8 protein-coding genes are annotated in these 12350 nt (G+C 53.5%); 6 read left to right on the top strand and 2 right to left on the bottom strand.

The window, feature by feature from the left end; genetic code table 11:
• Window positions 1-33: 33 nt before the first annotated feature.
• Window positions 34-1779, bottom strand: a complete 1746-nt coding sequence (locus tag ACRBCU_RS16430; protein WP_431366473.1) for a calcium-binding protein — start codon at window positions 1777-1779, stop codon at window positions 34-36.
• Between the two features lie 348 nt (window positions 1780-2127).
• Between ACRBCU_RS16430 and ACRBCU_RS16425 the strand changes: the two genes are divergently transcribed.
• The 6 genes from ACRBCU_RS16425 to ACRBCU_RS16400 all read left to right on the top strand — a co-directional run bounded on the left by ACRBCU_RS16425 (window position 2128) and on the right by ACRBCU_RS16400 (window position 11846).
• The gene (locus ACRBCU_RS16425) at window positions 2128-2829 is read left to right on the top strand and encodes a GntR family transcriptional regulator (RefSeq protein WP_431366472.1); all 702 of its coding nucleotides are present in this window, start codon (window positions 2128-2130) and stop codon (window positions 2827-2829) included.
• On the top strand, window positions 2819-3727 hold the full coding sequence (locus tag ACRBCU_RS16420) for a dihydrodipicolinate synthase family protein (RefSeq protein WP_431366471.1): 909 nt from the start codon (window positions 2819-2821) through the stop codon (window positions 3725-3727). The genes ACRBCU_RS16425 and ACRBCU_RS16420 overlap by 11 nt, the downstream gene beginning before the upstream one ends.
• Complete coding sequence (locus ACRBCU_RS16415; protein ID WP_431366470.1) at window positions 3724-5196, top strand: aldehyde dehydrogenase; 1473 nt, start codon at window positions 3724-3726, stop codon at window positions 5194-5196. Before ACRBCU_RS16420 ends, ACRBCU_RS16415 begins: the two co-directional genes overlap by 4 nt.
• A complete protein-coding gene (locus ACRBCU_RS16410) occupies window positions 5193-6743 on the top strand; it encodes a trimethylamine methyltransferase family protein (RefSeq protein WP_431366469.1) in 1551 nt (516 codons plus the stop codon). Before ACRBCU_RS16415 ends, ACRBCU_RS16410 begins: the two co-directional genes overlap by 4 nt.
• Window positions 6743-8074 carry an NAD(P)/FAD-dependent oxidoreductase gene (locus ACRBCU_RS16405; protein ID WP_431366468.1) on the top strand — a complete coding sequence of 444 codons (1332 nt, stop codon included), beginning with the start codon at window positions 6743-6745 and terminating at the stop codon, window positions 8072-8074. The genes ACRBCU_RS16410 and ACRBCU_RS16405 overlap by 1 nt, the downstream gene beginning before the upstream one ends.
• A gap of 268 nt (window positions 8075-8342) precedes the next feature.
• Entirely contained in the window at window positions 8343-11846 is a 3504-nt protein-coding gene (locus tag ACRBCU_RS16400; RefSeq protein ID WP_431366467.1) for a beta-propeller fold lactonase family protein, read from the top strand.
• Window positions 11847-12003: 157 nt separating this feature from the next.
• Here the strand turns inward: ACRBCU_RS16400 and ACRBCU_RS16395 are convergent, their stop codons facing one another.
• On the bottom strand, window positions 12004-12342 hold the full coding sequence (locus tag ACRBCU_RS16395; RefSeq protein WP_431366466.1) for an ArsR/SmtB family transcription factor: 339 nt from the start codon (window positions 12340-12342) through the stop codon (window positions 12004-12006).
• Window positions 12343-12350: the final 8 nt, after the last annotated feature.

Below are 12350 nucleotides of genomic sequence, written 5' to 3'. Positions count from 1 at the left end.
TCAAAACCGGTGCAGCGCTTAGTGGCATAGGCGTTAGCCACTAAAATCAAAATCGCTGGAATTGATGACGCCAGTGATCCCTTCAAGGATAATCGTGTTTCCGCTCCACTCTACATGGGTGTCGCCGCCGACACCTGTGATCGTCAGATCGGCAAAAACCGTTGATCCGTTGATCAGCATCAACTCGGCTCCATTGTCGAAATCCTGAATGCGATCCGTGCCCGTGTCGGTATCGCCGTCAAAGACAAAACTATCAACGCCGCCGCTGCCGATGAGGCTATCGTCGCCTTTGCCGCCTTCGAGTTGGTCATCGCCCTTTTGGCCGTCAAGCGTGTCATCGCCCTTGTCACCTTTCAGCGTGTCGATGCCGCGTGCGCCAAGCAGGATATCCGCGCCTTTGCCGCCTTCCAGCAGGTCTGTGCCAAGCCCAGAGCCGCCCAACAACAGATCATCATCTGCGCCGCCGATGAGCGTGTCGTTTCCTTGGCCGCCATCAAGCGTATCATTGCCAGCGCCGCCGTCCAAAAAGTCATTGTCATCGCCGCCGAAGATGTCGTCTGTACCGTCTTCACCGAGCAAACTGTCGTCGCCGCGCCCGCCGTCAATCGTGTCACTTGCGCGCCCGCCAAGCACGGTATCATCGCCTTTGCCGCCTTCAATGCTGTCGTCGCCTTTACCGCCTTCGATGCTGTCAGCGCCTTTGTTGCCTTCAATCACATCATCGCCAGTCTGGCCCTTGATCGTATCAGCACCGTTGCCGCCTTTAATGGTATCATTGCCGCCCGAGAACGTAGAAAGATCCAACAAAGCATACTCACCGTAAATCTCATCCGCGCCGTCGCCGCCTTCAATACTGTCATTGCCTGCGACGATCGTATGAGCGGCGGAAATGGAATCATCGGCATCATAAATATCGCCGACAATAGTATCTGCACCTGCGCCACCTTTGAGCGTGTCATGCCCAGATGTGATAGTTTCTGACTGAGTTGAAGTCAGGTTCCAAATGTCTCCGACAATGTTGGATGCGATATCCGAGCCGGTGATACTGTCATTGCCCGAAGTGAATGCTACAGAAGTCGAAACTAACCTCGAGTCACCAATCAGGTAGGTATCACCGCCAGCAGTAGAAATATCGGTTATGGTATCATCGCCACCAGAGACGACATATGTAGTAGTTGGGCCAAAGGAATTGGAATAAATGTAGTCACCTGTCACGAGGATATCATCGGCCGCATCTGTTCGAATGATTGTTATTATATCATCGCCATGATCGGTTGAAATTCCTCGGTGGTAGTCCCCCGAGTAGTTTCCAGAACCTCTTAACGTTATGTTGTTGTCATCAGCTGTAATAGCCCCATTCCGGGTTCTGCCATCAGCGCCAAATCCATAAAGTGACGTTATATTATTAACAATAGCACCATCACCTTCGATGTCGAATGCTGTGACGTCACTAAGAAGGTATTTCCAAAAATAGACGCTGGATCCTGACAAAAGATCATCAAACCCACTCACCGGAGACAGGAAAGTAACTGTCATATCGACACCGGTCGAACCTGAAACGGAAATTTCGACGGAATCGAGCGTGGAGGCCACCGTATCAATTACACCAGGAGATGAATAGGAAAAGCTGCCGTTAAGGCGAATCTGGTGGCCGGCTGAATCTTCCCACGCGAAGATCGTGGTTTTTTCTGTAAGTATTGTCGCGATCGCTACTGTAAAGAATGAGCTAAACATATTTGGGATTGCCGCGGTTGGGCCGGTTGTTGTTAACTTAACCATCTGTTCTCCAGTGCTTGGTTTTAATTACTTGTGTTCAATGAATATCGATTAGCATAGTTAATGCGCCTTTCAAAACAAGTCACAGCGCTGTTTTACAGCTTGAGGGGGAAACCATGAGCTTGCATCTGCTATGGGTGGATGCGCTGGTATGTCCGTTAAAATCTACGTTTCTTGAGCGCGCCGCTGCGCAAAGAGACGCGCTTGGGCGCGGCAACTCTTCTTGATTAAATGCACCTCTCTTTGAGGGATGTTTAGTTTCGCAGCACCGCAAAGCGACTGCTAAGAACAGAATTTTCTTGCTTTTCTTGGAATTGTATATTTTTTGTATACAAGTGAGGGAGCGCAGCCGTGAAACACTCGAAAAAGACTTGCCTAGAAGATTTGAAGCGACGCATTTTGGCGACCGAGTTGTCGCCAGGCTATGAGCTGGATGAGGTGAGCCTAACCGAACACTACGGCATATCGCGCACGCCATTGCGCGAAGTGCTGCAACATTTGAACGGTGAGGGTTATGTTCAAATGGCGCGCAATCGCAGTGCAAAAGTGGCGTCTTTGGACATCACTGTTATGCGCACCTTTTTTCAAACTGCGCCAATGGTCTATGCGAATATCTCGCGACTGGCTTGCGAAAATTGGGTTGGGGTGCAGTTAGAGGATTTAAAAGCTGCGCAGGTGGACTTTGCCAAAGCGACCAAATCGGGCACCGCCGACGCCGCGTCCTTGGCGAACCACAGGTTTCACGCAATAATCGGGGAAATGGCACATAACCCATATCTGGTTGCATCCTTGGCGCGTCTCCAGATTGATCACACCCGAATGAGCCAGACGTTTTACCGCCCCGCAGCGCCCTCCGAGACCATGCTCGTGCTCAAAGCTGTTGAGCAACACGACGCTCTCATCAGCGCGATTGAATCACGGGAAGGGGCTTTGGCAATTGATATGACACTCCAACATTGGGATCTCAGCCGAGACAGGATGGAACGCTATGTGCGACCCGATCCTTTGCCGGTTGACGTTGTTGCACTAAAGGATCACCGCAATGCAGTTTGAAGGCATCTATACGCCTGTAATTACACCATATCACGATGACTTCTCGTTAAATGAAGAGGCTTTGGCCAAAACAATCGAGCATTTGATTGCGGCGGGAGTTCACGGGATCATCGTGGCAGGCTCAACGGGTGAATACTATGCGCAGACCGCTGATGAGCGGTTTGATATGATGACGCGCTGTAAAAGTCTGATTGCTGGCCGTCTTCCTATGATCGTTGGCACAGGTGCAATTCGAACCGAAGATAGCGTGATGTTTGCTGAGGCGGCTAAAGACATCGGCGCGGATGCGCTGCTGGTTGCAACGCCTCCCTATGCTTACCCGACGGGGAGAGAGATCGCGCTGCATGCATTGGCCGTTGATCGCGCTGCGAACCTTCCTGTGATGCTTTACAACTACCCGGGCCGCATGTCGGTCAATATGGACGAAGAAACGCTTGATCGATTGGGACGTTCACCGAATTTCTGTGCGATCAAGGAAAGCTCGGGCGATATTAACCGGCTGCATATGTTGGCGCGTGATTATCCCCATATTGCTCTGTCCTGTGGCATGGATGATCAGGCGCTTGAGTTCTTTGCATGGGGCGCGCGCTCTTGGGTTTGTGCGGGGTCAAACTTTGCTCCCGAAGCGCATATCGCGCTCTATAACGCCTGCGCGGTTGAGGGTGACTTTACCAAAGGGCGCGCGATCATGACCGCTATGCTGCCACTCATGCGCGTTCTCGAGCAGGGCGGCAAATTTGTGCAATGTATCAAATACGGTTTAACCCTGCGCGGCATTGATGCGGGGCCGCCGCGCAAGCCGCTACAGCCGTTGAACAAGGACGACAAACGCGAATTGGCCGAAGTGATCCGCACAATGAACACCACAATTTCCAGCATTACGGGGCAACCATTATGAGCGATCTTCTGACCCGCGCGGAATATACCGCGCTTGCGCAAAACCTTGAGCTACCACGCTGCCCTTTTATTGACGGCAAATATCAACGCGGCAACGGGCCGATGATGGCCACCACGAACCCTGCGACAGGCGAAGAGATCACGCAGATTTCGACAGCAAATGACACGGATGTTGATCTGGCCGTTGCCAAGGCGCGCGAGGCATTCGATCAAGGACGCTGGTCCAAGCTCGATCCCGAAGAGCGCAAGGACGTGTTGATCCGTCTGTGCAAACTGCTGACGCGAAACCGCCGCGAGTTGGCGGTGATGGAAAGTATCGAAAGCGGTAAGCCGATCCTTGATTGCGAAACGATTGATCTGCCGGAAACGATTCAATGCATCAAATGGCATGCAGAAGCGGTCGACAAAATCTACGATCAAACCGCGCCGGCAGGGGACGGTGCCTTGGCGATGATCCTGCGCGAGCCGATTGGCGTTGTCGCGGCGATCTTGCCGTGGAATTTTCCGCTGATGATGTTAGCATGGAAGATCGGCCCAGCTCTGGCCGCTGGGTGTTCGGTGATCGTCAAGCCAGCCGAGCAAACCAGCTTAACCGCCCTGCGCGTTGCAGAGCTCGCCTTTGAAGCTGGCGTACCGCGCGGCGTTTTGCAGGTATTGCCCGGCGATGGCCCCAGCGTTGGGCAGTCCCTTGGACTGCATATGGATGTGGATATGGTGAGCTTTACCGGTTCGACCGAAACAGGTCGCCGTTTCTTGCGCTACAGCGCGGATAGCAACCTAAAGAAAGTCGTTCTGGAATGCGGCGGTAAGAACCCTGCGGTGGTATTTGACGATGCCGAAAACCTTGATCACGTTGCCGAGCATGTAGTGAATGCGGCGTTCTGGAACGCGGGGCAAAACTGCTCTGCAACTTCGCGGTTGATTGTTCATTCCTCGGTGAAGCCGGCATTGATGGACAAGATTAACAGTCGATTGCGGGACTGGAAAACCGGAGATCCACTTGATCCGAACGTCCATATCGGTGCGTTGATTGATGACGAGCATTGCCGCAAGGTACGCAGCTATCTCGAGAGCGCCGAAAGCGGGGCTTTTGTTGAACCAGTGGTGCTGGAAGTAAGCGCGGATGACAAACGTGCACGCGAAGAAATTTTCGGCCCGGTCCTTTGTGTGATCGAAGCGGCAAGCAACGATGAGGCCGTCGCAATTGCAAATGACACATCCTACGGGCTTGCGGCCTCGGTGTTTTCTGCGGGCGGGCGCAGTGCGATACGGGCAGCGCGAGATATTCGCGCTGGCACGGTCACGGTCAATTGCTATGGCGAGGGCAATATCACAACTCCATTTGGCGGCTATAAGCAATCTGGCTTTGGCGGGCGCGACAACGGCGTGCACGCCCATGATCAATACTCCGAGCTAAAAACCATTTGGATCGATCTGACCGATCCTGCGGACGGAGACAACGTAGGATGAGCGTCGAGGCGACAGGGAAAACACGCCGAGGTCGCGGCGCGCGCGCAGCCGCCCGTCAAAGCCGCGACATCACCATGCTCCCTGCGCTCAAACGGCGACTGCCGCTCACCGAACCTATGACGCAAGAACAGATCGAGCGTATTGATGCGGCGTCAATGGACATTCTGGAAAACGTTGGCGTTCAGTTTCGCGATGACATCGCGCTTGCCGATTGGAAAAGGGCAGGGGCCAAAGTTGATGGCGAGAGGGTCTATCTGGATCGGCATCTGGTGCGCGAGCTGATCGCAACAATCCCGGAGAGCTTTACCTACCACGCGCGCAACCCTGCAAATAATTTGCCCTTCGGCCAAGATCACAGCGTGTTTGTACCAATGACGGGCGCGCCTTTCTTGCGCGATCTGGATGATGTCCGCCGCAATCCAACGCTGGATGATTTGGCGAATTTTCACAAGCTCAGCCATATGTTGCCTGCGATGCAATCCTCCGCGCACCATATCGTTGAGCCCTACGACCACCCGATCAGCCAGCGCCACCTTAGGATCACCTATAGTTCGATGAAATACTCGGACAAGATGTTCATGGGCATGACCACCAGCCCCAAGAATGCCGAGGATGTTCTGGACATGTGCGCCATTCTGTTTGGCGAGGAGTTTCTGGAAACCCATCCCGTTGTGACAGGCAATTGCAATGGCAATTCACCGCTGGTTTGGGACGAAACCATGCTTGGCGCTTTGCGCGCGTTTTCGCGTCGCAACCAGCCTGTGCTGTGCTCGCCCTTTGTTTTGGGCGGCGCTAATACACCTGCTTCGAGCGCCGCAACAGTGGCGCAGCTCAACGCAGAGGCGCTCAGCGCTTTGGCCTATACGCAGCTCATTCGCAAAGGTGCGCCTGCGATTTACGGGCATTATCTGTCCACCGTTTCGATGAAATCTGGCGCACCAATGGCGGGTACGCCCGAGATCAGTTTGATGAACTTTATGATCGGGCAAATGGCTCGCTTTTACCGTGTGCCGTGGCGGACGTCGAACACGCTTGGCGGTGCTAAGACCTTTGATGCACAAGCAGGCTACGAAAGCGCTATGACGTTGAATGCGGTTCTGATGGCGGGTGCAAATTACATCTGGCATTCTGCGGGGTGGAATGAGGCGGGAATGCATTGTTCGACCGCCAAGTTCATTGTCGACGCTGAAATGTGCGCGATGGGGTATCGCATGGCTGAAGGGATCAAATGGGATGACTTCGAAGAAGCCCTTGCCGCAATTCCCGACATAGGGCCAGGGGGGCATTACCTTGGACATCCCCATACGCTTGAGCATTTTCAGAAAGCATTTTTCATGCCTGAAATGTTCGACAATAACTCGATCGAGCAATGGCAAGCCGAAGGCGGTGTTGAAATCAATGAACGTGCGTTGATCCGCGCGCGTGCGATGCTGAATGAATACGAAGAGCCCAAGCTTGATGCGGGCATCAACGAGGCCCTGCTTGACTATATTGCGCGCCGCGAACGGGAAATTCCTGCTGCCGATGCGCTCAATCAGGATTTCTGATGCGCGTCTCGAAGCTCCCTAACGATCCTGGCCCTGCAGGGTGGAACCGGCTTTTGCCTAAGCGCGCGCCCGCATCTGTGCTTGCGACGAACATTACGGCAGATTGGTTGGTGATTGGGGCAGGCTTTGCCGGTTTGGCAGCAGCGCATCGCCTCTCAAAGCTGGCGGCTGGGGATCGGATCGTTGTTCTGGATGCCGTTCGCGTGGGCGAGGGGCCTGCGGGGCGCAATTCAGGCTTCATGATTGACTTGCCACATGATCTCAATTCGGACGACTATGGCGGCGCTTTGGCGACTGATATCGCGCAAACAGAAGACAACCGAATTGGTATTTCACACGCCCAACAAATGGCGACTGAATACGATCTTACACAAGAAGCGTTTACGCTTTCGGGCAAAATCAACGCCGCAGCCAGCGCGCGCGGGCAAGCGCATAATGATAGCTTTGCCAAACATCTAGATGCACTCGGTGAACCTTACGAGACATACTCAGCCGCTCAGATGCGCGAGATTACAGGCTCGGATTTTTATCAGAGCGGCTTGTTCACCGCTGGGTCCGCGATGATCCAGCCCGCGCTATTTGTGCGCGGCGTATCGGCGGGACTTCGATCTGGCGGTGTGTCCATTTTTGAAAACAGCCCCGTAATCAAACTTGCGCGACACGGCGATTGGGTCGCGACAACGCCGCAGGGCCAAGTGAGCGCGCCGCGCGTGATCCTCGCGGTGAATGGTCACTTGAACAGCTTTGGTTATTTGCGCGGGCGTTTGATGCATGTGTTCACCTACGCTTCAATGAGCCGTGCCTTACGGGCTGACGAGATCGCTCAGCTAGGTGGACAAGCGATTTGGGGCATAACGCCTGCAGATCCAATGGGGACAACAGTACGGCGCATTTCCGGGATCGGAGGAGATCGGATCATTGTGCGCAATCGGTTTACGTTTGATCCGTCCATGGAGGTGTCGCAGGCAAGGATCGAAAGCGTTGCACAGGATCATGACCGCGCATTCAAAGCGCGGTTTCCAATGTTGAGCAACGTTGAAATGGAATTTCGCTGGGGAGGGCGGCTTTGCCTGAGCTGGAATGGGGTTCAAGTTATTGACCAACTGGACGAGGGTCTCTTCGCTGCGTGCTGTCAAAACGGGTTAGGAACGGCGAAGGGAACGTTTGCAGGTGGGTTGGCGGCGGACATGGCCCTCGGACGCTCTTCGCCGTCTTTAGAAAGAGCCCTCGCGAGCAAAAAGCCAAGGCGTTTGCCGCCAAACCCGATCGCGCGCCTTGGAGCGCATTTCCGGCTGAAGACACAAGAACGCGCTGCGGGGCGAGAGCTTTAATACGTTAAAAAATCATTAGTTTCTTGAGATATGCCCTCGCTTTGCTTGCAGCGGTTGACATGCTTCGGGTCAAACTTCACATTTGGCGGGAAAGTATTAATAATTTCGCTGCGTTTCGCAGCCTGTTCCCATTTTGATCAAACATAAAAGGCGTTACGGCATTGCCGTCAAAATCCGCTGATCTGTAAGGCTTTGACCTTAGAATGATGGGGCAGAATTACTAGATAACGAATGTGCCCTTTGAGACACCTAAATTAGGAGCGAAGACATGACAATTTCAAACACAAACTCTCTTGTTACCGACACACTTTCGAATACGGACTTGAATGGGGCTTCGGGTGTGCAAGTTGTTACGATTGGCGACCGCGTCTTTGCCTATGTTGGAGGCGAATTTTCAGACAGAATTTCCGTATTGGAGATTTTCAGCGATGGCACCATCGGCGAAGTGGATGTTTTGATTGATTCAGGGCCTGAGTTTTTTAATGCGATCTCGGCCTTCGCGACGGTCGAGGTTGCAGGCACCCATTACCTCTACGCAGCGGCGCGAAACGATGATGCACTTACTGTTTTCCAAATCGGGGCTGATGGTAGCCTGACCAGCATCCAAGCGATTGAAGATGATGCTCTAACTGAAATGGATGGCATTACGGGCCAGTTGACGGTCACTGTAACAGGTGCAAAACAGTTTTTGATTGCTCATGGCGAATACGACGACGGCGTTTCGATTTTTGAAATCGGTGCTGACGGTATGCTTACCAATACATTCAACCTCGATAACGCGACCGACCCTGCGTATGAGTTGAATGGTGTTTCTGACACGGCATCGATCCGCGTTGGCACCAAGACCTTTGTCTTCGTCACGGGTGAGGTTGACGATGCCATCAATGTTTTCCGCTTAAAGAACGACGGTCAGTTAACGCATCTTTCGACCATCAGCGACGATGCTACCACGTCTTTGAACGGGCCACGCGCGTTGGAGGTTCTCAGTATTGGGGGGCAGACCTTCCTGTATGTCGGTGCATTCCAAGATGATGCTATTTCGGTGTTTAGCGTTGCCTCGAATGGTGATTTGACACTGGTCGAAACGGTTGACGATGGAACCGAGTACTATCTCAATGGCCTGCAAGATATTGAATTGTTTAGCTATAATGGATCCAATTTTCTTGCTGCGACATCCGCCTATAATGACTCCGTCACGATTTTCCAAATCGCGGCCGACGGAACGCTTACACCCGTGGATACGGTCTCGGATTCTGATGATCCGAGCTACCTTCTTGATCAGCCTGACTATGTTCAGTTTGCCGAAGTCGATGGAAAGAGCTTTTTAATAGCAACGTCCGTCTATAGCGACTCAGTCACGCTTATCCAGATCGACCCAGAGAACCTTCCGATCCTCGGGACAGATAACGACGATATTCTTGTTGGAACAAATATCGACGACACCATCGACGGGCAGCGCGGCGATGACATTATCCTCGGTGAAGATGGCGATGATACAATTGAGGGCGGCGAAGGCTCTGACGTTATTTCCGGCGGTGCAGGGAATGACCGCATACAAGGTGACGGCGATTTCACCCAAACCGCGTCAGCCATCGAAACTATTACGGAAACGGGTCAAGATCTCGCGCTTTCGGTAACGCTGCCTGATGCGTCAAATTCTGGCAGCATTGATATCAACGGGATCATCAACCGCAAGCCTCTGGCAAACAACGATTATAACATTGTTTATGTCATCGACATTTCAGGTTCGATGAGCAGCCAGTTCCAAGGTGTCGAAACCGTAGGCGATGCGAATAACGACGGCGCAAGCAACACGTTAATGGATGGAACAATTGAAGCCTTTGGTGCGCTCAACGCGTCCCTTTTGAACGCGGGTTTTGGCACTTCTGACGTCTCGGTGGTTACATTCGCAAGTGGCGCAAGCACCTATTTCACAGGCTCAGTTGACAGCGACATTTATGGTGCTCTTACCAGTTTGGACGACGGTGGTGGCACCAATTTTGAAGCCGCGTTGCAGCAGACAATCACTGCACTGTCCAGCATGGGGGATGGCCAGAACGTTGTCTACTTCATGTCTGACGGTGGGAATGGCACTGGTACGACCTTCCTTGATGAAGTCGCAACGCTGATAGACCCAAATGGTTTGAATGCGATTATTAACTCTGTCGGCCTTGGCTCTAGCTCGGTTCTTGCGGATCTTGATCTTGTCGATGATGGCCTTGCGAATAGTTCTGCGGTTCAGGTTCTTGAGCCCTCGGCGCTCACCTCTAATCTGACGGGCTCGCCCGTTGAGTCCTCTGAAGTTGATCGTCTCGAAATCTATGTGAACGGCGTTCTCGTGCGCACACTAGACAGCACGGAATTCTCGGTGACGCCTTTGGGTCTGCAATATGATGCGACCGTGAGTGGACTAAACACTTCGGCTGGCGACGTTATCGAAGTCGTCTTGGTTGCGTCAGATACAGCGGAAACAGAAGTGGCTGTGACGTTGACTGTTCCAGATAGAGAAATCGTTGAAGGCGACGACGTATTGCTCGGGGGCGATGGAGATGATCTGCTCACAGGCAATGGCGGCCGCGACAGCCTGTTTGGCGAAAACGGCAACGACGTGCTGAACGGCGGTCTTGGCTACGATCTGCTTAAAGGCGGCGCAGGTGACGATTTGCTTGTCGGAGGGCGCGGTTACGATACTCTGATTTCAGGCAACGGGGCAGATACCCTGCAAGGCGGTCTTGGCAATGATTTCTATTTCATTGATCGCGCAGACACCGTTGATGAAGAGTTCGGCGGAGGCTTTGACACGCTTGCAGGGCGTATGAACATCAATCTGACCGATGCAGTTTGGATGGATGATTTCGAAGCAGTCGATCTGCGCGGCACCGCTGATCTTTCGGCAGTCGGCAATGGCGTTGGCAACTTGCTCGACGGCAACGCGGGGGACAATGCACTGATTGGCGGCGCTGGTGACGATACCATCAACGGCGGCAAAGGCGCAGATGCCATCGAAGGCGGCGCAGATAGCGATCTGCTTTATGGCAACAAAGGCGCGGATATGATCAGCGGCGGCAAAGCCAACGACACGATCGAAGGCAATGACGGCGATGACACGCTCAGCGGCGATAAAGGCGATGATCAGCTTAATGGTGGAACCGGCAACGATCTCATAGCTGGCGGCGACGGCGATGATAGCTTGTACGGCGCGAATGGTGCGGACGATCTCGGCGGCGGGATCGGCGATGATCTGTTGAATGGCGGAGACGGAAACGACACGCTTAATGGCGATGATGGCAAAGATACGCTGATTGGCGGCACGGGCGACGATGATCTGCGCGGCGGTGTTGGTGCGGATAGCCTTGAGGGCGGAAACGGCCAAGACGAACTGCGTGGCGGCGACGGCGCAGATGTTCTGAAGGGCGGCGATCAAGCCGACGCGCTCTCTGGCGGATACGGAGCCGATACGCTGAAAGGCGGCGCTGGCATAGACGTGCTCAACGGTGGCAGAGGCAATGACATTCTGACAGGTGGCGCGGCCGCGGATCGGTTTGTGTTCGAAGGGACCTTCGGAGATGACACCATCACCGACTTTGAAGGCACTAACGCCGAAGACGTTGATCTTTCCAGCGTCGCAAGCATCGTTGATTTTGCCGACTTAACCGCCAATCATATGATGCAATCTGGCGCGGATGTTGTCATCACCGACGACGGTGGCAACACGATCACCATAGAAGACTTCGTGCTTGCAAACCTTGGAGCCAACGACTTTATTTTCTAAGCGCCGAAGACGTGTGACACGTTATTGACCACGATAGACCCGTCTGATCCTTTCAGGCGGGTCTTTTTTCGATTTGCGGTCCCAGTGGCTTTGGGCGTTTTCCAGACCGGGTAGGATGCTTGCCTACAAGGCACGAAAAACAGTTTGTTTAAACTGCTTAGCTTTGTGCCGGTTTTTCGAGCAGGGCAACAATTTCAGAGCAGTTTTCAAATTGACCGCCGCAGCAATCAGCGAGAAGGAATTGAACCAATGCGTTCACGCTTGCAAGATTAGCCGCGTAGTGAATTTCGCGCTGATGGCGCGTAGAGGTAAGAACGCCTGCGCGCTTTAGAATGGCCAGATGGCCCGACAGTGTTGATGGCTTTGTGCCAAGGCGGCGCGAAATTTCCAAAGCTGGTAGGCCTTGTGGGCCGACCTGAACCAGCAACCTGAACGCATCAAGACGCGAGGGCTGAGCGAGGGCGGCGAGGGCATCAATGGCATCGGCTTGTTTCATATTTCGGT

The sequence above is a fragment of the Planktotalea sp. genome (assembly GCF_050633725.1).
In the GTDB taxonomy this organism is placed as follows: Bacteria; Pseudomonadota; Alphaproteobacteria; order Rhodobacterales; family Rhodobacteraceae; genus Planktotalea.
Note: the sequence above shows the minus strand (reverse complement) of the source record. Positions and strands in the feature narration are given on the sequence as shown.